The 23,335-nt window shown below is 63.0% G+C and carries 24 protein-coding genes; 10 read left to right on the top strand and 14 right to left on the bottom strand.

The features are described 5' to 3' along the window. Nucleotides 1-25: 25 nt before the first annotated feature. Nucleotides 26-859, bottom strand: coding sequence for an MOSC domain-containing protein (locus tag JM946_RS20360; RefSeq protein WP_218043008.1), 834 nt, complete (start codon nt 857-859; stop codon nt 26-28). 100 nt (nt 860-959) lie between these two features. Between JM946_RS20360 and JM946_RS20355 the strand changes: the two genes are divergently transcribed. Next, complete coding sequence (locus tag JM946_RS20355) at nt 960-1,814, top strand: queuosine precursor transporter (protein WP_203169197.1); 855 nt, start codon at nt 960-962, stop codon at nt 1,812-1,814. A gap of 9 nt (nt 1,815-1,823) precedes the next feature. Here the strand turns inward: JM946_RS20355 and trxA are convergent, their stop codons facing one another. Further along, nucleotides 1,824-2,681 (bottom strand): thioredoxin, encoded by an 858-nt coding sequence (gene trxA / locus JM946_RS20350; protein WP_203169196.1) that lies wholly within the window; start codon nt 2,679-2,681, stop codon nt 1,824-1,826. Nucleotides 2,682-2,881: 200 nt separating this feature from the next. On the opposite strand from trxA, the gene putA reads away from it, so the two are divergent. Beyond that, on the top strand, nt 2,882-5,998 hold the full coding sequence (gene putA, locus JM946_RS20345) for a bifunctional proline dehydrogenase/L-glutamate gamma-semialdehyde dehydrogenase PutA (RefSeq protein ID WP_203169195.1): 3,117 nt from the start codon (nt 2,882-2,884) through the stop codon (nt 5,996-5,998). A 410-nt stretch (nt 5,999-6,408) separates the two neighbouring features. On the opposite strand, the gene JM946_RS20340 is transcribed toward putA, so the two are convergent. The 10 genes from JM946_RS20340 to JM946_RS20295 are packed head-to-tail and all read right to left on the bottom strand — an operon-like array spanning nt 6,409 to nt 14,315. Then, nucleotides 6,409-7,116, bottom strand: a complete 708-nt coding sequence (locus JM946_RS20340) for a YkgJ family cysteine cluster protein (protein ID WP_203169194.1) — start codon at nt 7,114-7,116, stop codon at nt 6,409-6,411. Between the two features lie 44 nt (nt 7,117-7,160). Next, nucleotides 7,161-7,664 (bottom strand): SixA phosphatase family protein, encoded by a 504-nt coding sequence (locus JM946_RS20335; RefSeq protein WP_203169193.1) that lies wholly within the window; start codon nt 7,662-7,664, stop codon nt 7,161-7,163. An 8-nt stretch (nt 7,665-7,672) separates the two neighbouring features. Further along, nucleotides 7,673-7,987: a Rieske (2Fe-2S) protein gene (locus tag JM946_RS20330; RefSeq protein ID WP_203169192.1), complete on the bottom strand. Its 315-nt coding sequence runs from the start codon at nt 7,985-7,987 to the stop codon at nt 7,673-7,675. After that, nucleotides 7,987-8,538 (bottom strand): putative Fe-S cluster assembly protein SufT, encoded by a 552-nt coding sequence (gene sufT, locus JM946_RS20325; RefSeq protein ID WP_203169191.1) that lies wholly within the window; start codon nt 8,536-8,538, stop codon nt 7,987-7,989. The genes JM946_RS20330 and sufT overlap by 1 nt, the downstream gene beginning before the upstream one ends. A 12-nt stretch (nt 8,539-8,550) precedes the next feature. Next, entirely contained in the window at nt 8,551-8,997 is a 447-nt protein-coding gene (sufU, locus tag JM946_RS20320) for a Fe-S cluster assembly sulfur transfer protein SufU (protein WP_203169190.1), read from the bottom strand. A 16-nt stretch (nt 8,998-9,013) separates the two neighbouring features. Next, complete coding sequence (locus tag JM946_RS20315; RefSeq protein WP_203169189.1) at nt 9,014-10,267, bottom strand: cysteine desulfurase; 1,254 nt, start codon at nt 10,265-10,267, stop codon at nt 9,014-9,016. Further along, nucleotides 10,264-11,586, bottom strand: a complete 1,323-nt coding sequence (gene sufD, locus JM946_RS20310) for a Fe-S cluster assembly protein SufD (protein WP_203169188.1) — start codon at nt 11,584-11,586, stop codon at nt 10,264-10,266. Before sufD ends, JM946_RS20315 begins: the two co-directional genes overlap by 4 nt. Continuing rightward, nucleotides 11,583-12,335 carry a Fe-S cluster assembly ATPase SufC gene (gene sufC, locus JM946_RS20305; RefSeq protein ID WP_203169187.1) on the bottom strand — a complete coding sequence of 251 codons (753 nt, stop codon included), beginning with the start codon at nt 12,333-12,335 and terminating at the stop codon, nt 11,583-11,585. The genes sufD and sufC overlap by 4 nt, the downstream gene beginning before the upstream one ends. A gap of 43 nt (nt 12,336-12,378) precedes the next feature. After that, nucleotides 12,379-13,836, bottom strand: coding sequence for a Fe-S cluster assembly protein SufB (gene sufB, locus JM946_RS20300; RefSeq protein WP_203169186.1), 1,458 nt, complete (start codon nt 13,834-13,836; stop codon nt 12,379-12,381). Between the two features lie 20 nt (nt 13,837-13,856). Next, on the bottom strand, nt 13,857-14,315 hold the full coding sequence (locus JM946_RS20295; RefSeq protein ID WP_203169185.1) for an SUF system Fe-S cluster assembly regulator: 459 nt from the start codon (nt 14,313-14,315) through the stop codon (nt 13,857-13,859). 287 nt (nt 14,316-14,602) lie between these two features. Between JM946_RS20295 and JM946_RS20290 the strand changes: the two genes are divergently transcribed. From JM946_RS20290 to JM946_RS20260, 7 genes are all read left to right on the top strand, one after another. After that, entirely contained in the window at nt 14,603-15,622 is a 1,020-nt protein-coding gene (locus JM946_RS20290; RefSeq protein ID WP_203169184.1) for a class I fructose-bisphosphate aldolase, read from the top strand. Nucleotides 15,623-15,678: 56 nt separating this feature from the next. Beyond that, nucleotides 15,679-16,530: an ABC transporter ATP-binding protein gene (locus JM946_RS20285; RefSeq protein ID WP_203169183.1), complete on the top strand. Its 852-nt coding sequence runs from the start codon at nt 15,679-15,681 to the stop codon at nt 16,528-16,530. Further along, nucleotides 16,527-17,294, top strand: a complete 768-nt coding sequence (gene mlaE, locus JM946_RS20280) for a lipid asymmetry maintenance ABC transporter permease subunit MlaE (protein ID WP_203169182.1) — start codon at nt 16,527-16,529, stop codon at nt 17,292-17,294. The genes JM946_RS20285 and mlaE overlap by 4 nt, the downstream gene beginning before the upstream one ends. Before the next feature lie 13 nt (nt 17,295-17,307). Further along, nucleotides 17,308-17,859: an outer membrane lipid asymmetry maintenance protein MlaD gene (mlaD, locus tag JM946_RS20275; protein ID WP_203169181.1), complete on the top strand. Its 552-nt coding sequence runs from the start codon at nt 17,308-17,310 to the stop codon at nt 17,857-17,859. Continuing rightward, complete coding sequence (locus JM946_RS20270; RefSeq protein WP_203169180.1) at nt 17,856-18,527, top strand: MlaC/ttg2D family ABC transporter substrate-binding protein; 672 nt, start codon at nt 17,856-17,858, stop codon at nt 18,525-18,527. The genes mlaD and JM946_RS20270 overlap by 4 nt, the downstream gene beginning before the upstream one ends. A gap of 12 nt (nt 18,528-18,539) precedes the next feature. After that, nucleotides 18,540-18,890 (top strand): STAS domain-containing protein, encoded by a 351-nt coding sequence (locus JM946_RS20265; protein WP_218043005.1) that lies wholly within the window; start codon nt 18,540-18,542, stop codon nt 18,888-18,890. Nucleotides 18,891-18,969: 79 nt separating this feature from the next. After that, nucleotides 18,970-20,100, top strand: coding sequence for a pyridoxal phosphate-dependent aminotransferase (locus JM946_RS20260; protein WP_203169178.1), 1,131 nt, complete (start codon nt 18,970-18,972; stop codon nt 20,098-20,100). 4 nt (nt 20,101-20,104) lie between these two features. Here the strand turns inward: JM946_RS20260 and JM946_RS20255 are convergent, their stop codons facing one another. Continuing rightward, nucleotides 20,105-20,857, bottom strand: a complete 753-nt coding sequence (locus JM946_RS20255) for an MlaA family lipoprotein (RefSeq protein WP_203169177.1) — start codon at nt 20,855-20,857, stop codon at nt 20,105-20,107. Between the two features lie 106 nt (nt 20,858-20,963). Further along, nucleotides 20,964-22,469, bottom strand: a complete 1,506-nt coding sequence (locus tag JM946_RS20250; protein WP_203169176.1) for a M48 family metalloprotease — start codon at nt 22,467-22,469, stop codon at nt 20,964-20,966. 375 nt (nt 22,470-22,844) lie between these two features. On the opposite strand from JM946_RS20250, the gene JM946_RS20245 reads away from it, so the two are divergent. Beyond that, complete coding sequence (locus JM946_RS20245) at nt 22,845-23,249, top strand: cupin domain-containing protein (protein ID WP_407700586.1); 405 nt, start codon at nt 22,845-22,847, stop codon at nt 23,247-23,249. The last annotated feature ends 86 nt before the right edge of the window (nt 23,250-23,335 follow it).

Raw genomic sequence — 23,335 nt, 5'->3', positions numbered from 1 at the left:
GCCCTGTGAGGCCAGCCCCGCCATTTCAGCTGATGCTGGCTTTACTGGTTCCTGCAGTCACTTCGAACTGCTGACCGACTTTCAATTGCTCGCCCAGCCCGCCGGTCAAGATCAGGTTCTGACCGAACAGCACGCCGCGTAGATTGCGATCGAAGCGAAAGGTCTTCAACGCCTTGAGCGGCTCGTCACCTGTGCGCTCGCCGGTGACCTGATCGGTGGTGGTGATCACGCAGCGATCGCAGGGCTTCACCACTTTGAGTCGCACCGCGCCGGCGACGAACTCATCCACACTGTCTTCTCCGAACGGCGGCAAGCCGTCGACCACGATGTTGGGCCGGAAACGGTTCATGGGCAGCGGCTGCTCCAGACGACGGTTCAATTCACCCAGCGAGCCCTGCGAGTTCAGCAGATACGGATACGCATCCGAGAACTGATTGAGCGCTTCGGCGCCGCCGGTCCACTCCAGGTTACTGGCTCGTTTGTGACGCTTGTCGAAACGCACCAGGCGCGCCGGTTTGCCCAGGTGCTCGGTGAGCCAGGTGGCGGCTTGCTCGCCGGCATCGAAAGCGGCAGCTTTGTCGCGCCAGATGGTGACTTCGACTTCCGGTCCGGTCAGCTCCAGCGGCAGCGCCAGATCGCCGCCGTTGGGCTTGCGCAGGATCAGCTGGTCGGTGGTGAGGGCGGTTTCGATCTGCGCCAGCTGCGGGCGCTCGCGCTGCGTGAGGAAACGATACTCGGGCGTGACCACCAGCCATTCGCGATCGTGGGCAAATCCGGTTTCGGTGATGCGAGCCTGCGTCAGCGCGATGCCGCGGCAGGATTTGACCGGATAGATATTGAGCCCCGTGATCTGAACCATGGCCTGCGAACCGTCAGGAGAAAGGAGTCGAAGCATAACCGGTTCGTTCAAGGACAGCATCGAAACCGGTGGTGCATACTAGGGCGCAAAAGGAACGCCAATGACACCTGTTGACGAGCGCCCCGGCTTGGCCGCCACCGGCCCGAATTCATCGATTGCTGGCCCCAACCCGACATCCGCGGCGGATCATCCCGTCGCCAGCCGCAGTGCCCGGCTGTTCGTCGTGCTGGCGGCTTTTCTGGTGAGCAACGCGCTGATCGCGGAGTTCGTCGGCGTGAAGATTTTCGCGCTGGAGCCGACGCTCGGCGTATCGCCGCTGAACTGGAATCTGTTCGGGCAGAGCGGGTCGCTGTCGTTCACCAGCGGCGTGTTGCTGTGGCCGTTCGTTTTTCTGATGACCGACATCATCAACGAGTATTTCGGCCGGCGCGGCGTGCGCTTCATCTCCTGGCTGACGGTGCTGCTGATCGTTTACGGTTTTCTAGCGGCCTACGCGGCGATCTCGCTGACGCCGGCCGGCTTCTGGGTCGCCGTCAACAACGATCGCGGCGTGCCGGACATGCAGGCGGCGTTCGCCAACATCTTCGGCCAGGGCATGTGGACGATCGCGGGCTCCGTGACTGCGTTCCTGATCGGACAGCTGATCGACGTCGCCGTGTTTCACCGCATTCGTTTGCTGACGGGCGAGCGTTGGATCTGGCTGCGCGCTACCGGGTCGACGGCGGTGTCGCAGCTGGTCGATAGCTTCGTGGTCTTGTATATCGCTTTCGTGCTTGGGCCACAGCAGTGGCCGATGTCGTTGTTCCTTGCCGTGGCAACCGTGAATTATGGATATAAGTTGCTGATGGCGTTCCTGCTCATTCCCTTGATCTATCTGACGCGGCGCCTGATTCGCGGCTATCTCGGTTCCGACGTTTCCGAGCGGTTGCAAGCCGCCGCTCGCGCGTCCGGCTGACGCGGCGAGTCAAAACAGCAGCCGAGCCATTTCCTTGCGTGTGCGCGATACGATGGGATCGGCGTCTCCGATGAGCTCGAAGGCTTGCAGCAGGCTACGCCGAGCGAGGTCGTCTTTGTAGCCGCGGTGGTGGCGCATCATGTCGAGCCAGGTTTGTATCGCCGGTTCGACATCGCCGCCCAACAGCTGATGAACGGCCAGGGCATGTTGGAGATCCAGATCGCTTTCATTGCTGGCCGCCCGCTCACGCAATGCCATCACATCCGGGTTGGCTGCGATGACGTCGCTAAAGGCGAGTAACGCGGCGAGTCGCTTGACTGCGGCGTGGTTTGGCTCCACGCCTTGCAGCCGCGCCAATTCGGTGCGCGCACCTTCCAGGTCGCCGTCCAATGCGCGCAATTCGGCAAGCTCGGTCTGATAGGTGATGTTCTGCGGATCGGTCGCGAGCGCGCCTTCGATCAACGAGCGCGCACCGGAAAAATCGCCGCTGGCCTTCAATGCCTGCGCGCGCTCCAGCGGACCGTCCGAGCTGGCGGGCAGGTGCTTGTCCAGCAGACGTCGGATCTGGGCTTCCGGGATCACGCCGACGAAATGATCGACGGACGTGCGGTCCTTGAACAGCACCACGGTCGGCAGGCTGCGGATGCCGAGCTGTTGGGCCAGCTCCTGCTGTTCGTCGGTATTGACCTTGGCGAGCTGAAAGCGGCCCCCATATTCCTGCGCCAGCCGGTCCAGGATGGGCATCAGTTGTTTGCACGGCCCGCACCAGGGCGCCCAGAAATCCACCAGCACTGGCACGCGCGCCGAGGCTTCGACCACGTCCGTCATGAAGGTATCGGCAGTGACGACGTTTGCTGGCTGACTCACGCAGTTCTCCCCGCTCGAGCGGCGATGCAACCTATCCGTCCCTAGTGGAGTTTCCCAATCGGATTTCAAGCGCTGCTGGTGGCCGGGCTGTCGCAATCTACGTACAGCCCCTATCGCGCTGCGTTGTGTATACCGTCCTTCATTTCGGATCGCAATTACAAAACATCATGTGCGCCGCTCGCTCGCTGACTGATCGGCCGATGGCCGACGCCATCAATCGCCACTATCTCGGCGACGAACAGCCTATCGTTCGCGCTCTGGCGGATGCAGCCCGGGTTTCCGATGCACAGCGCGTCAGGATCGCCCTGCGCGCTCGGGCGCTGGTGGAGGGCGTGCGGAATTTCCAGGCGCGTCGCAGTGGTCTCGATGCGTTCCTGCGCAAGTACGATCTGTCCTCGCAGGAGGGCGTGATCCTGATGTGTCTCGCCGAAGCGTTGTTGCGCATTCCCGACGACGCGACCGCCGATCGCCTGATTGCCGACAAGATCGCTGGCGGTGATTGGGCTGCGCACCTGAGCGACAACGAATCGCTGTTCGTCAATGCCTCCACCTGGGGATTGATGCTCACCGGGCGCATCGTTCGGCCCAGCGATGCGGACATGCACGATCCGCGCGGCGTGCTGGCGCGTATCGCGGGGCGCATCGGCGAGCCGGTGCTGCGGGCGGCGTTTCGTCACGCCATGCGCATCATGGGGCACCAGTTCGTCATGGGGCGCACCATCGATGAAGCGCTGGAGCGCTCGATCAGCGATGAGAATCGACTGTTTCGTCATTCGTTCGACATGCTGGGTGAAGCCGCGCTGACCGATCGGGATGCGCAGCGTTATCTCGAGTCTTATCACCATGCCATTCGCAAGATCGGTGCGCACTCGAGCCGAGGCACAGCGATCGACGCGGCGCCCAGCATTTCAGTGAAGTTGTCGGCGCTGTTTCCGCGATATGAGTTTACGCAGCGGGATCGTGTGCTCGCCGAGCTTGCGCCCAGGCTGCATGAGTTGGCTGTCGCGGCCCGCACCGTGGGAATTCCTCTGACTGTGGATGCAGAAGAGGCCGAGCGACTGGAGTTGTCGCTGGAGCTGATTGAGTACGTCGCGCGCTCCAAGGCGCTGGCGGGGTGGGATGGCTTCGGCCTGGCGGTGCAGGCGTATCAGAAGCGGGCGCTCGATGTGATTCGCTGGTTGAAGGAACTGGCGGCTTCGAGCGGTTGCCGCTTGAACGTGCGACTCGTGAAGGGCGCGTATTGGGACAGCGAGGTCAAGCGTGCACAGGAGCGCGGGCTCGCCGGCTATCCCGTGTTCACGCGCAAGGTCAATACTGATGTTTCTTATATCGCCTGCGCTCGCGAGCTGATCGCAGCGGGCCCGTCCATCTATCCGCAGTTCGCGACTCACAACGCGCAGACGGTGGCGACCATCATCGAGCTGGCCGGCGAAGTCGGCCGAAAGTTCGAGTTTCAGCGCCTGCACGGCATGGGTGAAGAGCTGTACGCGCAGATCGTCGGTGCGGACAAGCTCGGCATTCCGTGTCGCGTGTATGCGCCGGTCGGTTCGCATGAAGACCTGTTGCCTTATCTGGTGCGGCGTTTGCTCGAGAACGGCGCGAACACGTCGTTCGTCAATCGCAGCGTCGATGAGGAGCATGCGGTCGCCGATATCATTCGGGATCCCGTGGTCGAGCTCGATGGTCTGCAACAAATCTCGCACCCGCGTATCCCGCTGCCGAGATATCTGTATGGCTCGTCGCGATTGAATTCATTGGGCGTCAATCTCGCCGATCCGGCGGAACGCGAACCGTTGCTCGCCAAGATGGCGCTGGCGGCGCAGCGGCGTTGGGTGGGAGGCGCGATCGTCAATGGCGACTTGCATGAAGCTCGCGGCCGCGAGGTGCGCAATCCCTCCAATCTCGATCAGATCATTGGCGTAGTCAGCGAAGCGGACGAGACGCTCGTCGAGAAAGCCCTCGCGGCAGCGGTGCCGGCGCAAGTGACCTGGGACGCGACGCCCGCGAGCGAACGCGCCGAGATCCTCGAGTGTGCCGCCGATCTTTATGAAGAGCGCATGGCCGAGTTGATTGCGTACTGCGTGCGAGAGGGCGGTCGCACCATTCCGGACAGCATTTCAGAGGTGCGTGAGGCCGTCGATTTCCTGCGGTACTACGCAGACCGAGCGCGGAATGAATTTGGCGGCGGCGTTCGCATGCCTGGACCCACTGGCGAAAGCAACGAGTTGAAGCTGCGTGGACGTGGGGTGTTTTGTTGTATCAGCCCGTGGAATTTTCCTCTGGCGATCTTTACCGGGCAGATCGCTGCGGCGCTGGCCGCTGGCAATTCGGTGCTCGCCAAGCCAGCCGAGCAGACGCCGCTCATCGCGACCCGCGCGGTTCAGATGTTGCTGGAGGCTGGTGTGCCGCCGGATGTTCTGCATCTGTTGCCTGGCGACGGAGCGACGGTCGGCGCCAGGATCGTGGCCGATCCGAGGGTGGCCGGCGTTGCGTTCACGGGCTCTACGGAAACGGCAAAGTCGATTCATCGCTCCCTGGCGAATCGGGAGGGTGCGATTCCGGTATTGATCGCGGAGACGGGCGGGCAGAATGCGATGATCGTGGATAGCTCGGCGTTGCCGGAGCAGGTGGTGCTCGATGTGGTGCAGTCGAGTTACAACAGCGCGGGTCAGCGGTGTTCGGCACTGCGCGCTCTGTATGTGCAAGACGAGATTGCAGATCGTGTCGCCGAGTTGCTGGCGGGTTACATGGAGGAACTGAGCATTGGCGATCCCATGTTGCTGACCACCGACGTCGGGCCGGTCATCGACAAGCCGTCACGAGATATGCTGCGAGCTCATGCGGAGAAGATCGGGCGCAAGGCGCGGTGGAGTCATGCGTGCAAGCTGCGGCCCGAGCATGAGCGGGGGACGTTCTTTGCTCCCATGGCGGTTGAGATCGAGTCGCTGTCGCTGCTTGCGGGCGAGGTGTTCGGGCCGATCGTGCATTTGATCCGGTATGGGGCGCATCAGATCGACAAGGTGATCGATGCGGTCAACGCGACGGGCTTCGGGTTGACGCTCGGTGTGCACACCCGCGTCGATGCCACGGCTCGTTACATTGCTTCTCGCGTGCGGGCGGGAAATGTTTACGTCAACCGGAACATGATCGGTGCGGTGGTTGGGGTTCAACCTTTCGGTGGTCGCGGCCTTTCTGGGACTGGGCCCAAGGCGGGCGGGCCTTATTACTTGCATCGGTTTGCTACTGAGCAGACCGTGACGGTCAATACCGCGGCGGTCGGAGGTAATGCGAGTTTGCTGACCATGGCGGGCGAGTAGTGCGCCCGGCTGCTGCCGTCGCTGTGGCTTGAAGAGTGTGCTTCGACGCGGCTGCTGCCGTCGATGTGGGTTGAAGAGTGTGCTTTGACGCGGCAGTTCTTGCGCAGTCGTCGGAGGGAGGTTTGTCCTCCCGGCACCGCTGCACCCGCCGCGCCTGCGCCGTCGCGCGGCGCGTTGCTTGTACATCCTTGTAGCGCTAATGGGCCGACATCCCTGTCGGTCCCATTTGCCGGGAGAACAAACCTCCCTCCGACGCCTGCGCCGAAACGTCGCGGCGGATGCCTCGTTCCTTGATGCCTGCGCGATTGGGAGCGCAGGGCTGTCTTCCGAGCCGGCGCAGGCGCTGAGAAAAATTCAGCGGCGGCGTTATGAGATTACGGGGCGGAGCGAGCGGGGCTGGCGCTCAGGTGTCATAGATCTTCGAACTCGCCGGGGACGTCGTCGCCGTTTAGCTTTGCGAACGGCGGTGATCTAGCTTCGAGGCGATCGAGCGCGTGAGGGTCGGAGAGGGCGGCGGCCAGGGCGCTGTTCAGTTCGTACACATCGGTGTCGTAGCCTGCTTCACGCATGGCGCGAGAAAAAGCATCCACATGCGCGCCGCCGGCTTGATACACCATGGGCGCGAACTCCGGATCGATATCCAGATTATCGGGATCCTCGAAGGACGCCTGACAGCCAGCCACGGCTGTTGCGTGATAATTGCGGCAGGTCTGCGGGCGAGCGGCGTAGATGGAGCAGCGGCCGCTGAGCAGGAAAGGGCACTTCACGTTGTGACGCATGCGCTCGAAGTCGTCCATCCCTTCCAGCTTCAAAGCATTCGCACGTACCTCCGAGAACACACGCGCTTTCTCCTCAGAAGACAACGTGCGTTCAACGAATTCGAGAATGCTGAACACCTCAACCGCCCGCACGTCAACGCTGAAGTGACAGCACCACGTGCACCCGGCCCGGCAGGCGAGCGTGCCTACATCCGGCGCGGCGGCGATCCGTGCGTCGTGGCGGTCGCGAGAATTCTCGTACGCGCGCACAACGCCGAGATCGCGAATCTCGCGTAACGCGAGTTCGCGTTCTTCGGCAAGCACGCCGAGAACGAAAGGGACGTCGAGCGAAATCTCCATGTGAAAACCAACCGGGCGCGAAACGCGCTAATTCGAAAGCGACGCTAACAAGTGCTGCAATTCTTCGGATAGTCCAGCTCGGCGTTCACGCCGCTATCCCAGTCCAGCTCGCTCCAGGACGCCAGATCGAACTCGAGCGTATAAATCGCGCAGGTCGGCATGTTGTCGATCTCGCGCTCCGCCGAAATGCGATCGGCGAACTCGGTGAGTCCCGGATTGTGACCCACGATCATCAAGTGATTCACATGACCGCCGAGCTCGCGAATCACTTCCTTCAGCACCTTGGGCGAGGCGAGATATAGCCGCTCATCCTGTAGCAACTTCGAAGCCGGCAGGTGCAACTCGCGAGCGAAAATCTGCGCGGTAGAAAGCGCCCGCACCGCCGGGCTGGTGATCACCAGGTCCGGTTTGAGCTTGCGCTCACGGAGCCGGCGCGCCATTTCCGGCGCGTCCTTCTGGCCCCGCGGTTCGAGCACGCGATCCCAATCTTCCTGGCCGGAATGTTGAGTTTCGGTCTTGGCGTGGCGAAGCAGAGTCAGGCGCCGCATAACATTCCTTAGACGTCGGCGAGGATTTCGACCATGCCTTCGTCGTTGACGCGAGTCTGGTAAGTGCGCACGGGTTCATAGGCGGGCGGCGTCAATGCCGCGCCGGTGCGCAAACAGAAGCGAGCGCCGTGCCGCGGGCAGATGACGACATCGTCTTCCACCGCGCCACCGGCCAGCTCACCGCCATCGTGTGTGCACAGATCGTCGATGGCGTAGAACTTCCCGCCGATATTGAACACGGCGATGAGTTGAGCGTCGATCTCGGTCTGCGCGTAGTCGCCCGGCGCGATCGAGGCCGCCGGAGCCACGGGATGCCACGTCATCACATCATCCCGGTCTGCAGCCGCGCCGCTTCCGACATCATGGTCTGATTCCAGGGCGGATCGAACACCAGCTCGACATCGGCGCGCGTCACGGTCGGCACCATCTCGACTTTGTCCTTCACGTCCTGCACCAGCACTTCGCCCATGCCACAGCCCGGTGCGGTCAATGTCATTTTGATGTCCGCCACGCGATCGCCCTCGGGCGTGCGCGTGATGTCGCAGGTGTACACCAGGCCGAGCTCGACGATGTTGATGGGAATCTCCGGGTCGTAGCAGGTGCGCATCTGATCCCACACCAGCTGCTTCACGTCCTCGTCGGTGGCGTTGGGTGGCAGCTCGGGCGCGAGACTGGGCTCCTTGCCGAGCGCGTCCGCGTCCTTGCCGGCGATGCGGAACAGGTTGCCTTCCACGTATACGGTGAAGCTGCCGCCGAGGGCCTGGGTGATGAATCCCGTTTTGCCTTCTCGCAGGGTCACCGGGATGCCGGCGGGAACCATGATGGCTTCGACGTCGCGCTGTAGGGTGACAGGTTCGTTGTCGTGGCTGTGCATGAAAAGAACAAACTACTCAGTACTCACCGGCTCGGCGGCGCGGTCCAGCGCCGCGTTCAGCGTATGCCAACACAAGCTCGCGCATTTCACGCGAGCGGGAAATTCACGAACGCCGGACAGCGCGGCGAGCTTGCCGAGCCGGGCGGGATCGACGGCAGCGTCGTGCTGGGTCAGCAGCGCATGCACGTCGTCGAACAGCTCTTTGACTTCCGACTTCGACTTGCCTTTCACGGCCTCGGTCAGCAGCGAAGCGGAGGCGACCGAGATCGCGCAGCCGCTGCCTTCGAATTTCACATCCTTGATGTGCTCGCCTTCGAGGTTGGCGTACATCGTCAACCGGTCGCCGCACAACGGATTGTGACCGTCGGCATGCACGTCGGCGGGCTCCAGCTTCCCGAAATTCCTCGGGTGGCGGTTGTGGTCGACGATCACGTCGCGATACAGATCTTTCAAGTCCATGTCGTGTTCCGGGACTTCAGCCCAACACCTTTCGAGTATGTTCGAGGGCGGCCGCCAGCCGATCGATCTCCTCGCGAGTATTGTAGAACGACATCGACGCGCGCGCCGTCGCCGGGATATTGAAGAACTCCATCACCGGCATGGCGCAATGATGGCCGGTGCGGATCGCGACGCCTTCTGTGTCCAGAATGGTGCCGATGTCGTGCGGATGAATGCCTTCCAGCGTGAACGACACCACAGCGGCCTTGTTCGCCGCGGTGCCGACGATGCGCAGGCCAGGCACCCTGCTCAGCCGATCGGTCGCGTACTCGAGCAGCTCATGCTCATAAGCGGCGATGCGCTCCATGCCGATCGTTTCCAGATAATCGATGGCCGCGGCAAGCCCGATAGCGCCGGCGATGTGCGGCGTGCCCGCTTCGAACTTCCACGGCAGCTGATTGAACGTGGTCTTCTCGAACGACACCGACAGGATCATGTCGCCGCCGCCCTGCCAGGGCGGCATGGCTTCGAGCAGCTCCTTCCTGCCATAGAGCACGCCCATGCCAGTGGGTCCAAGCATCTTGTGGCTGGAGAAGCAGTAGAAGTCGCAGCCCAGGGCCTGCACGTCGACGGGCGTGTGCGGGATGGCTTGCGCGCCGTCCAGCAACACCGGCACGCCATGTTGTTTGGCGACCTTGATGAACTTCTCGACCGGCACGATGGTGCCGAGCGCGTTCGAGACGTGGGCCAGCGCGAGCAAGCGTGTGCGCGGGCCGATGAGCTTTTCGAACTCGACGAAATCGACTTCGCCCTGCTCGCTGATCGGAATGACCTTCAACACGGCGCCAACCTGCTCACGCAGCAGCTGCCATGGAACGATGTTGGCGTGATGTTCGAGCGCCGAGATCAGGATCTCATCGCCGGGCTGAAAGCCCGGGCGCGCGAAGCTCTGCGCCACCAGGTTCACCGCTTCGGTCGTGCCGCGAGTAAAGACGATTTCCTTGGTGTCGCGGGCATTGATGAAACGGCGGATGGTTTCGCGAGCGCCTTCATACGCGTCGGTGGCGCGCTGGCTGAGCGTATGAACGCCACGATGCACGTTGGCGTGGTCGTGCTCGTAATAGCGGGACACCGCTTCGATGACCGACTTCGGACGCTGGCTGGACGCCGCGTTGTCCAGATAGACCAGCGGCTTGCCGTTCACGCTCTGGTGAAGAATGGGAAAGTCGCGCCGGATGGCGGCGATGTCGAGCGCAGTCGCGCCTCGCGTGGCAGTCACAGCTGCGTTCATGCCTTGGCCTCGTTGACGAGCTTGAACCGCTCATCGATCTGTTTCTCCAGCGCCGCATGCACCGGCTCCAGATCGATGGTGGCGAGAATGGATTCGGCGAATGCGCGGATCAGCGCGGCTCGAGCGTCGGATTCCGACAGACCGCGCGAGCGCAGATAGAAGAGGGCGGTGGCGTCCAGCTGCCCCGTCGTGGCGCCGTGGCTGCATTTCACGTCGTTGGCGTAAATTTCCAGCTCGGGCTTGGTGTCGATCTCGGCCGTCGGCGAGAGCAGCAGATTGCGGCTCGACTGGCGTGCATCGATCTTCTGCGCATCCGGGCGGACGATGACCTTGCCATTGAACACGCCGCGCGCGCGTCCGCCGGCGATGCCCCGATAATCTTCCTCGCTGGTGGTGTGAGCAGCGATGTGATCCAGGCGCGTGTGCGCATCCAGATGCTGATTGCCCATCGGCGCGAACAATCCAAACAGTGCGGCGTGGGCTCCCGTGCCTTCGAGCAGGGCGGTGATGCCGCTACGGCCCAGGCTTGCGCCGAGCGCGATGTCATGAATGGAGAAGCGGGCGTCCTTCGCCAGCTTGGTCTGCACGTGACCGATATGGAAAGCGCGTGGCGACTCTTGCTGCACGCGGAAATGTTTCACCGCACCGCCGGCTGCGATGTCGAAGCGAGTGACGGCGTTCGTGAAATACTCGGCGTCGTTGGCGCCCAAGTAGTGCTCGATGATGGTGGCGCGAGCGTTCCGACCTGCCCGGACCACGATCCTCGGATGGCTCATTCGCTGAGCGGCCGAGCTGGTTGACTGGTGCACGATGTACACCGGCTCGTCGAGAATCGTATTGTCGGCAAGGTTGACCACCACGCCATCCTCGAAGAAAGCGAGGTTCAACTGCTCCAGCGCATTGCCGGTGAGCTGGTCCTGCTCCTTCAGATAGGCCGCCACGGCGGCAGGCTCGTGCTCGATCCACTGCTTGAAAGTCAGCACGGTTACGCCCGGGGGCTGCGCTACCTGCGAGGAGAGCGCAGGCAGGCAATGGCCATTCACGAGCACGATGCGTGTGCCGGCGGTGGCCAGCCACTCGGGCTGATGAGCATCGAGCGCGGAAGTCTCCGCAGGTGTAAACGAACGAGATTCGAGACGGCGGAGGTTGGTGTACTTCCAAGCCTCGTCGCGCTGCGTTGGAAAGCCTGCGGACAGAAACTGCTCCAACGCCGCATGCCGCAACGCTGTCAGCTCGTCATTGCCTTGCCAGCGAGACTCGAACGCCATCTTGTAGCGCTCGAGTGGCGACACGGTGTTCTTGGCGGCCACAGTGCTCACGCCGCGGCCTCCTGCTTGACCCAGTCATAGCCGCGCTTCTCCAGCTCCAGCGCCAGCGACTTGTCACCGCTCTTGATGATCCTGCCGCCGGAGAGCACGTGAACATGATCCGGTTCGATGTAGTCGAGCAGGCGTTGATAGTGCGTCACCAGCACGATCGCGCGCTCCGGGCTGCGCAGGCTGTTCACGCCGGCGGCGACGACGCGCAGCGCGTCGATGTCCAGGCCCGAGTCGGTTTCGTCGAGCAGCGCGAGCGAGGGCTCGAGCACCGACATCTGCAGAATCTCGTTGCGCTTCTTCTCGCCGCCGGAGAAGCCTTCGTTGACGCCGCGATTCAGAAAGCTCTCGTCCATTTGCATGAGCTTCATTTTCTCGCGAATCAAGGTGAGGAACTCGAACGCGTCCATCTCGGACTCGCCGCGATGCTTGCGGATCGCGTTCAAGCCCGCCTTCAACAAGTACACGTTGTTGACGCCTGGGATTTCCACCGGGTACTGGAACGCGAGGAACACGCCTTCGCGGGCGCGATCTTCGGGCGACAGCTCCAGCAGGTTCTTACCTTTATATGTCACGGTGCCGCCGGTGACGGTGTAGCCCTCGCGGCCGGCGAGCACCTGCGCAAGCGTGCTCTTGCCCGAGCCGTTCGGGCCCATGATGGCGTGCACTTCGCCTGCGCCGACCTCGAGGTCGAGGCCGTTCAACACCTGCTTTTCGCCGGCGAGTGCGTGGAGATTCTTGATACTGAGCATGATGAACTTGGTTCCGGGTTGGCGATGGCTACACGTCGGCTTGTCAGCCCACGGATCCCTCTAAGCTGACGGCCAGCAGGTTCTGCGCTTCGACGGCGAACTCCATCGGCAGCTCCTTGAACACGGCCTTGCAGAAGCCGTTGACGATCATGTTCACCGCGTCCTCTTCGGAAATGCCGCGGGACAGGCAATAGAACAACTGGTCGTCACCGATTTTCGAGGTGGTGGCTTCGTGTTCGACGCTGGCGATCGGCGTGCGGACTTCCATATAAGGGAAGGTGTGCGCGCCGCACTTGTCGCCCATGAGCAGCGAGTCGCATTGAGTGAAGTTGCGCGCATTGATGGCGCTCGGCAGAACCTTGACCAGGCCGCGATAGGCATTCTGGCCATGGCCGGCCGAGATGCCCTTGCTCACGATCGTGCTGCGCGTGTTCTTGCCGATGTGAATCATCTTGGTGCCGGTGTCGGCCTGCTGATAATTGTTGGCCACGGCCACCGAGTAGAACTCGCCCACGGAGTTGTCGCCGGTCAGGATGCAGCTCGGATATTTCCAGGTGATGGCCGAGCCGGTCTCCACCTGCGTCCAGCTGATTTTCGAGTTCGCGCCACGGCACTCGCCACGCTTGGTGACGAAGTTATAGATGCCGCCACGACCTTGCTCGTCGCCGGGATACCAGTTCTGCACGGTCGAGTATTTGATCTGCGCGCCTTCCAGCGCGATCAGCTCGACAACCGCGGCGTGCAGCTGATTCTCATCGCGCATCGGCGCGGTGCAGCCTTCGAGATAGCTCACATGCGAGCCTTCCTCGGCCACGATCAGCGTGCGCTCGAACTGTCCGGTTTTCGCCGCGTTGATGCGGAAGTAGGTGGACAGCTCCATCGGGCAACGCACGCCCTTGGGCACGAACACGAACGAACCGTCGGTGAACACCGCCGAGTTCAAGGTCGCGAAGTAGTTGTCGGTATAGGGCACCACGCTGCCGAGATACTTCTCGACCAGCTCGGGATATTTCTGCACGGCCTCGGAGAAGGAGCAGAAGATCACGCCGGCCTTATGCAGCCGCTCCTTGAACGTGGTGGCCACCGACACGCTGTCGAACACCGCATCGACCGCGACGCCGGCGAGCCGGGCGCGCTCGTGCAGGGGGATGCCGAGCTTGTCGTAGGTCTCGAGCAGCTTCGGATCGACCTCTTCCAGACTCTTGGGCGCATCCGCCTTTGGCTTGGGCGCCGAATAGTAGGAAATCGATTGGTAGTCGATGGGCTGGATGCGCAGGTGTGCCCAATGCGGCTCCTTCATGGTGAGCCAGTGGCGATACGAGCGCAGCCGCCAGTCGAGCATGAATTGAGGCTCGCCCTTTTTGCGCGAGATGAGACGAATGACGTCTTCATCCAGGCCGGGCGGCACGGTGTCGGACTCGATGTCGGTGACGAAGCCGTGCCGATATTTCTGGGCAACCAGGGCTTCGAGAGTGGGGTCGGTTTGCGGATTGCTTGCCATTGGAACGTTCAACCCAAAAATTAATCGTGCGAGGCGCGCAGCCGGGTCAGCGGCACGGCGGTGGTCGTCACCCCGCGCGGCGTGCCGGCCAGCTCGGCCAGCGACACGTCGGTGAGCGCCCGGCGGATGGCGGCGTTGACCTTCTGCCAGGTATGGCCGACCGCGCACTGCGACTCGAGGCCACAGGTGCTGTGCGAGCCGCTGCATTCGGTGATGGCGACCGGGCCTTCGAGCGCATCGAGGATGCGCGCCGCGGTGATTTCAGCGGGCGGCTGCGCCAGCTGATAGCCGCCGTGGCTGCCGCGCGCGGAGATGACCAAGCCGCTTCGTTGCAACTTTTTCAGCAGTTTGCTGACGGTGGGCAGGCCGATGTGCGTGGCCTCGGCGACTTCCGCCGCCGTCCACAGCCGGTCCGGCTGACCCGCGAGGCGGGCCAGGATCACCGTACCGTAATCGGTCAGCTTGCTGATGCGCAGCATGGTCCCGGTCTCATGGAGGTAGTCGAACTCAGGGAAGAAGGAAATGGGACCATTCTAGTCCCAATACAACCCCCCTGCCACCCCATGAGCCAGCCGCTGACCCCCGGGTCATCCAGGGCTTCGAGCCACGCCGTCCACCGTTGTCGTTCGGCTACAACACGGCCGGCCGCAGTGAAGGGAAACGATTTGCTATCCTACGCGCCCCATAACTTGAGGCTTGCCCGGTCGCCCGACGCTGAAGGGAGCGAAGACCGCGCGCAAGCTCACCCCTGCAGGCGGAGGATCGTATGAATCGCACTGAGCTCGAATCGATTGCGCGCGCCATGGTTGCCAAAGGCAAAGGCATCCTGGCGGCCGATGAATCCAGCGGCACCATCAAGAAGCGCTTCGACACCATTCAGCTCGAGTCGACCGAGGAAGCGCGCCGTTCGTATCGCGAGCTGTTGTTCACCGCGCCGGATGTGGCCAACTACATCAGCGGCGTGATCCTGTACGACGAGACCATCCGCCAGAAAACCAAGAGCGGCACGCCGTTTCCGGAGCACCTGGCCAAGCTCGGCATCGTGCCGGGCATCAAGGTCGACATGGGCGCGAAGCCGCTGGCCGGCTTCCCCGGCGAGACCATCACCGAAGGTCTCGATGGGCTGCGCGAGCGCCTCGCCGAGTATCACAAGCTGGGCGCCCGCTTCGCCAAGTGGCGCGCGGTGATCGATATCGGCAAGGACATTCCGAGCCAGTTCGCCATCGACGCGAATGCGCATGCGCTGGCCCGTTATGGCGCGCTCTGCCAGGAAGCCAACATCGTGCCGATCATCGAGCCGGAAGTGCTGATGGACGGCGATCATTCCATCGAGCGCTGTGAAGAAGTCACCAGCGCCACGCTCAAGGCGGTGTTCGAACAGTTGCATTCACACCGCATTCATCTCGAAGGCATGATCCTGAAGCCCAACATGGTCATCTCGGGCAAGAAGAACACCAACCGCGCCGGACGCCAGCAGGTTGCGGAAGCCACCGTGCGTACGCTCAAGCGCTATGTGCCGAGCTCGGTGCCGGGCATCGCGTTCCTGTCCGGCGGCCAGAGCGCAGCCGAAGCCACCGAGCACCTGAGCCTGATGAATCAGATCGGCAACCTGCCCTGGGAACTGACCTTCTCGTACGGCCGCGCGCTGCAGGATGAAGCGCTGAAGGCGTGGGGCGGCAAGCAGGATTCGTTCGCTGCCGGCCAGAAGGCGTTTGCCCGTCGCGCCAGGTTGAACGGCATGGCGCGCAACGGCAGCTACACCGCTCAATCCGAGCAGGCTGCCTAAGCGGGAGCTAAGAATGGGCGGCGACAATGCATCGTGTGGTTACTTCGGGGTCATGAATGGTCTCTGCCGTTAGCACCCATGCGTCGCCCGCCCAACCTGCCGCCGACTCCGAATCGCTCATCGAGATTCGGGACATGTCGTATTCGGTCGGCGGCAGGAGCATCTTTTCCGGCCTGAATCTGTCGATTCCGCGGGGGCGCATCACTGCGCTCATGGGGCCGAGCGGCACGGGCAAGACCACGCTGCTGCGTTTGATGACCGGTCAGCTCAAGCCCACCAGCGGACAGATCCTGTTCGACGGCATCGATGTGTCGGCGCTCAAGACGCGCGAGCTCTATGCGCTGCGCCGTCGCATGGGCATGTTGTTTCAGAACGGCGCGCTGCTCACCGACATGGACGTATTCGAGAACGTCGCGTTCCCGTTGCGCGAGCACACCGACCTTCCCGAACCTTTGATTCGAAACATCGTGCTCACCAAGCTGCAGGCCGTGGGCTTGCGGGGCGCCGCGCGTTTGATGCCCTCGGAGCTCTCGGGCGGCATGAATCGTCGCGTGGCGTTGGCGCGCACAATGGCGACCGATCCGGAAGTGCTGATCTACGACGAGCCGTTCACCGGCCTCGATCCCATTTCGATGGGCATGATCGTGCGCCTGGTGCGTCATATGAACAACGCGCTGGGCATCACTAGCATCGTGGTGTCGCACGATGTGAAGGAGCTCTCCGAGCTTTCCGACACCAGCTACATCATCGCCGGCGGCAAGGTGGCGGCCTCGGGCGAGCTCAAGGACCTCAAAGGTCATCAATCCGATATCGTCAATCAGTTCGTCAACGGGCTGCCCGACGGTCCGGTGCCCTTTCATTATCCGGCGGCTGACTACTACCAGCAGCTGCTGGGGACCGAAGCATGAAATTACTGCGAGAGGTGACCGGCAACGCGGGCGATTTCGCGGCGACCGTTGGCGGCGTGACTTTGTTTCTTGGCCGCATCCTGGGCCAGACGCCGCGCGCGCTGCTGCGTCCGTCGCTGATCATCGAGCAGGTTCACAACACCGGCGCGCTGTCGCTGGTCATCATCATGACTTGCGGCCTGTTCGTCGGCGCCGTGCTCGGCCTGCAGGGCTACAACCTGCTGTTGCGCTTCGGATCGGAAGATGCGCTGGGCACCGCCGCGGCGCTCGCCCTGATCAGAGAGCTGGGGCCCGTGGTGACGGCGCTGCTGTTCTCCGGGCGCGCAGGTACGGCGCTCGCTTCGGAGATTGGCCTGATGCGCGCTACCGATCAGCTGACGGCGATGGAAATGATGGCGGTCGATCCGATCCGCCGCGTGGTGGCACCGCGCTTCATCGGTGGTGTGATCGCGATGCCGTTGCTCACGTTGATCTTCATCGCGATCGGCATCTTCGGCGTGCAGGTGGTGGGCGTGCAGATGTTCGGGGTGGACTCGGCCAATTTCTGGTCGCAGATGCGCTCCAGCGTCGCGCTCGACGACATCGCCGAAGGCGCGATCAAGGGCGTCGTGTTTGGTTTTGCATGCAGCCTGATCGCTGTTTACGAAGGTTATACGGCCGTGCCGACCGCCGAAGGCGTGGGCCGTGCGACAACCCGGACCGTGGTGATCTCCGCGGTGCTCACATTGATGCTGGATTACATGCTCACAGCTGTGATGCTGTGATTGCGGAGCAAGTATGCGTTCGACACGCACTGTAGAACTTTCGACCGGTCTGTTCGTGCTGCTGGGCTTCGCGGCCCTGTTTTTCATGGTGACGCAAATCACCAACCGGGAGCTATCGGTCAACGGCGGCAGCTACGAGGTGACTGCGATGTTCGAGAACATCGGCAGCCTGAGGCCCGGGGCCGCGGTCTCCATGGCCGGCGTGACGGTGGGGCGGGTCGATACCATTACCTTCGACCAGAATGTCTACAAGGCCGTTGTGAAGATGCGGATCGCCTCCAACTACAACCGCATTCCGAACGACAGCGACGCCGCCATCATGACGTCGGGCCTGTTGGGCGGTCAGTACGTCGGCATCACCGCGGGCGGCTCGGAGGAGTACCTGAAGAGCGGCGATCGCATCGAACTGGTGCAGGACGCCCTGGTGCTGGAGAACCTGATCAATCAGCTCGTGGCCAGCTTCATGGGGCGTCGGGACGAGCAGAACGATTCGGGTGCGGAAACGTCTGACGATAATCAGAGTGGCGAAGGCGCCCAGAGCAAGACGGAGGAAGCGAAGCAATGAACATCTTCGTGAAGCAGACGCGTAGGAACATTCTTTCGGCCGGTTTGGCGCTGGCCGCCACCTTCGGGCTGTTCGCCGGCGGCGTGCAGGCCGCCGACGACGTATCCAAGCTCGGCCCGCAGGAGCTGGTGTCCAAGGTCGCGAACGACACCCTCAAGGATCTCGACGCCAATCGCGCCGAGTACGCCAAGAACAAGGGCAAGGTGCGCGAGCTGGTCGACAAGAACATGCTGCCGTACTTCGACACCGCCTATTCCGCGCAGCTGGTGCTGGCCAAGCACTGGCGCACGGCGACGCCGGAACAGCGCAAGCGCTTTGTCGAGGCGTTCTATCAATCGCTGTTGCAGAACTACGGCGAGGCGCTGCTGGAGTTCACGCCGGATCGTTTGCGAATCCTGCCGTTCCAGGGCAATCCGGACGACAAGGTGGCGACGGTGCGCACCGAAATCCGCCGCGACAACGGCAGCCGTGTGCCGGTGAACTACTCGCTGCGTAAGACCGACACCGGCTGGAAGGCATACGACGTGCAGATCGAAGGCGTGTCGTATGTGAAATCGTTCCGCACCGACTTTGGCGCGGAGATCCAGCAGAAGGGTCTGGAAGCGGTGATCGAGCGGCTCGAATCGCAGGTCGCCAGCGGCACGGTCAAGAAGCCGACGGCTGCCTGATCGTCCCTAGAAATGAACGCCCACAGAAAATTGAATGTGGCCGCAACGACCCCGGGTCCCGCCAAACTTGAAGCGCTCGGCAACGGGCGCTTCAAGGTGTTCGGCGCGCTGAACGCAGACACCGCGACCGATCTGCTCAAGCGCAGCGCCGATGCGTTCAAGAACGCGGGATCGCTCGAGATCGACCTCGCCAATGTGCCGGAAGGCGACAGCTCCGGCCTGGCGCTGCTGATCGAGTGGCTGCGGCTGTGCAAGCAGCGTCAGCAGACCATTCATTTCAAGAACGTCCCCGAGCAGATCGCGGCGCTGGCGCGCATCAGCGAAGTGGCCGATCTGCTCGACTGCGGCGCCACTCCCTGCTGAAGCGCCTCCAGACGTTTCCTACCGCGGTTGCCGCCCGGTGGGTTCATAATGGGGCGGCTCTTGGTTGCCGGGTGCTCCAATGCTCGCTCACGTCGACCCTTTCCACGCCATCGCGATCAGCCGCCTCGCTCACGAGCTGCAGGCGCAGGGCCGGTCGGTCATTCACATGGAATTCGGCCAGCCGTCCACCGGCGCGCCCCGCGCGGCGATTGCGCGAGCTCATCAGGTGCTCGACACCGATCCGATGGGTTATTGGGAGAGCCCCGCGCTCAAGGCGAGACTGGCGCGGCACTATCTCGAAACATATAACGTCAGGGTCGAGCCCGAGCAGTTCGTGCTCATGTGCGGAGCTTCGCCCGCGCTGACGCTGGCGTTGAGCTCGACGTTCAGCGCTGGCGATCGGATCGCGCTGGCTCGGCCGGGGTACGTCGCCTATCGCAACACATTGCGCGCGCTGCATCTCACACCAGTGGAGATTCCGTGCGGACCCGAGTCGCGATTTCAGTTGACCGCGGCTGCATTGGCGGCGCTCGAGCCGGCGCCTCGCGGTGTGATCGTCGCAAGCCCCGCCAATCCCACGGGCACCATCATCGCTGCATCGGAGCTCGCGGCGATCGCGCACGTGTGTCGAGAGCGGAATATCACCATCATCTCGGACGAGATCTATCACGGCCTGAGCTACGTAGGTCCGGCGCATTCCATGCTGGAGTTCGAGCCCAAGGCGCGCATCGTCAACAGCTTCTCGAAATATTTCAGCATGGTGGGCTGGCGGCTCGGCTGGCTGCTCGTGCCGCCGGAACATCAGCTTCGTGCGCGGGCCTTCATGGGAAATTTGTTTCTAACGGCGCCATCTCTGAGTCAGCATGCGGCGCTGGTTGCGCTCGACTGCCGTGCAGAGCTGGAAGGTCATGTTGCGACGTATGCGCGCAATCGGGAGTTGCTGCTCCAAGCGCTGCCACGCCTTGGTTTGACACACATCGCGCCGCCCGACGGCGCGTTCTATATCTACGCCAATGTGGGCCACCTGACCGACAACAGTCTCGAGCTTTGCCAATCCCTGCTGCGAGACAGCGGCGTCGCGTCGGCCCCAGGCATCGACTTCGATCCTGTCGAGGGCCACCGCTACCTGCGCCTGAGCTTTGCCGTCTCCACCGCCGAGGTCGAAGACGCCATCGGTCGCATGACGCCGTGGTTCGCACGGCGTCGCTAGGCGATTACTGCTGCGGCTCTTCCATTTCTTCCGGTTCTTCTTCGAGCACGTCTTCGAGCGTTTCCGGCGGCGGGTTGCCGTCGAAGATGTTGAATTCGCGCTGCTGAACCCAGGCGTCGCGGATGAACACGTACGGGTCGTAAGTGCGCTGTAACGTGTCATCGAGCGGCAGCAGTTCGGAGCGGCCGTGGACGACGTTGATGACGCGATTGCCCCAGTCCGCTTCCCAAGGCAGGTCGGTGTACTGCAACGGGTTGGTGAACCAGTCGAACACGCGGGCTGGCGCGTCGCGCATGGTGGAGGGCCCGAGCAGCGGCAGATTCACGAACGGGCCGGACGACACGCCCCAGACCGCCAGCGTTTGACCGAAATCCTCGTCGTTCTTTTCCAGCCCGAGCGGCGTGGCGACGTCGAAGATGCCGGCGACGCCCAAGGTGCTGTTGATCAGGAAACGACCGGTGTCCTTGAAGCCCAGCGCCCATTTGCCTTGCAGGAACTGATTGATGAACGTGCCCGGGTATTCGATGTTGCTCAGCACGTTGCCGATGCCGGTGCGAACGAACTGCGGCGTGACCTTGCGATAGCCCTTGGCGAGCGGCTTCAACGCCGCGCGATCGAGCGTGTCGTTGAATTTGTAGACGCCGCGATTGAAGCCTTCGTAGCGCTCTTCATTGGTGGTGCGGCCCGGTGCGCTGGCGCAACCGGCGACGGCTAGCGTGGCAAGCAGCAGGGGCGCGGCGCGCAGTAACGTGAACATGCGTCGTGAATCCTTCAATCGTACGACAAGATGACTTGGACGGTGCGAGCGGGCGAAATCAACCGTGCGCCAGGATATCGCACAGCTGGCGGGCGCCAGGATTGTATCAATTTGCGCGGCGGCCGCCGTTGCTTGCTTCGATGGGGCGGCGCGGGGCCCGCTTGGGCAATGCTTGCTGGATTTCGTCGAGTCGGGCTTCGAAGCGGGCGCGCTGCACGTCGGAGATCTTCGGCACTGCCAGCGCCAGTTGCAGCTGATTGACGGCCAGCAACAGGTCGCCGCTCAGGATGTGATATTCGGACATGTAGTAGTACGAGTCCGCCACGTCGCCGGCCGCATTGGCGGCGCGTGCCGTGAGCTTGGCTTGCTCGGGCGTGGGCGGCACGGTGTTGAACAGGTCGAGCAGGATCTCGTGCGCCTTCTTGGCATCGCCCTTTTGCATCAACGTTTCGGCGTAGCGCGTCGTGACGGCGACATTGCGCGGGAACAGCTCCCGGGCGCGCTTCAACGTTTGCAGTGACGCATTGCCGTCGCCGGCCTGCAACTGCGCCTGACCGAGCGCGGTGTGATACTGGAGCATGGTCGGATCCGCCGCTCGCAGCCGCTCGAGAATCGGCACGGCCTGCGCAGCCTGACCCGCCATCATCATCGCGAGCGCCTGTCCATACACCTGCGCGGACGTCGCATCCGGCTCGTTGTTGATGGTCGCGGCGTAGTACGAACGCGGATCCTCGCCCGGCGGTGTCGACAGCACGCGCAAGCGCTCGCGTGTCAGCGCATAACTCAGACTTTGAGGAGCAGGCGTGACATCCAGCTGAGCGGCGCGCTCCTTGGTCTCGGCGATACGGTTGGTGCTCACCGGGTGGGTGCGAAGCATCTCCGGGATGTTGATTTCGCTGCCGCCGGCCAGACGACTCATGGTTTCGAAGAACGTGGGCATGCCATTCGGATCGAAGCCGGAGCGGGCCAGAATCCCCAGGCCGACGCGATCGGCTTCCGACTCGTTGGAGCGCGTGAAGCTGATCTGTTGCTGGATGGCCAGGCTCTGCGCCGCTGCCACGCCGGCCATGGCGGCATCGCCACCGCCAGCCGCCGCGCCGACCAGAATGGCCGCGAGCATCGCCGCTGTGGAAACCAGGCTCGAACGACTTTGCGCGGCGATACTGCGCGCGATATGCCTTTGCGTGACGTGAGCGATTTCGTGCGCCAGCACGCCGGCCAGCTCGCTCTCGTTCTCGGTCTTCAAGAACAGGCCCGTGTTCACGCCGATGAAGCCGCCCGGCAACGCGAAGGCGTTGATGCTGTTGTCCCGGACCATGAAGAAATTGAAGCGCTGCGAGCCGTCGTGCGCCTGGCTGGACAGCTTGTAGCCCAGCGAGCGGATGTACTCGGTGACTTCCGGATCTTCCAGGATCTGATCCTGGTCGCGCAGGCCGCGCACGATCATGCGGCCGATCTGATACTCGTCCTCGAGGGTCAGCATGGCCTGCGCCGGGCTGCCGATATCCGGCAAATCCTCGGGATCGGCCACACTCGTGCCGCCGACCAGGACCAGGGAGGCCAGGGTGGCGCACAGCAGCGCCTTCAGCTTGGGAAACGTGGGGATTTTCACATCGAGCAGTGTGGTGCCGGCCGCGCAGGCTGTAAAGCGTCACTACTTCGACCTGAATCGGCGCTGTACGTTCATCGCCGACGCAAAATTTGCGATTCGTCAGGGAGTTGGCGGCCCGCGACGGCCGCTCATGGCGCTGGTTCGCAGCGCCGGCCCCGAGTCGGGCCGCCGACCAGACTGAGGTTGTTCCGGCTTGCACGAGGCGAATATTCGCCCGGGCTTCGGCCGGCGGATTCCCTTGGCATTGTGCTGTCGCCGAGCAGCGTCAGCCCCTCTCGTCCGGCAAGCTGTCACAACCGGGCTTCGGGCTCCGTCTAGTTCGCATTCACCAACAGCGATCAAGACGAGCACACCATGAACAAGGCACCTTGCTTGATGATTTTGGGCGCCATCGCGGCCAGCGTCCTGCTTGCCCGATGGGCGCCCGCCGCCTCACCCGCCGCTGCTGCGGCCCAGGCGGAAGTGAAGCAGCTCATGACACAGCCGCTGCCGGATCTGCCGGGCAAGGAAGGCATGATGATCACCGTGAGCTACCCGCCGGGCTACGTCGGCGCGATCCACCGGCACGATGCGCATGCCTTCGTGTACGTGCTGGAAGGCTCGATTGTCATGCAAGTCAAAGGCGGCCCGGAGCTGACCCTCGGCCCCGGCGACACCTACTATGAGAATCCCACTGACATCCACGTCGTCGGCCGCAACGCCAGCGACACCCAGCCCGCCAGATTCGTGGTGACGCTGCTCAAGAACCAGGGCGCGCCGGTGACCACCCCGGTTCGCTGACGGTGCGCCCCCGTCGATTTCTTGCCCAGAAGTCGACGCGTACCCCTTTCTCCACGGGAACGACTCCATTAGAATGCCGCGCCCTT

Origin of the sequence: Steroidobacter gossypii (genome assembly GCF_016801985.1) — a bacterium.
Lineage (GTDB): Bacteria > Pseudomonadota > Gammaproteobacteria > Steroidobacterales > Steroidobacteraceae > Steroidobacter > Steroidobacter gossypii.
This window is presented reverse-complemented; position numbering and strand designations above follow the sequence as displayed.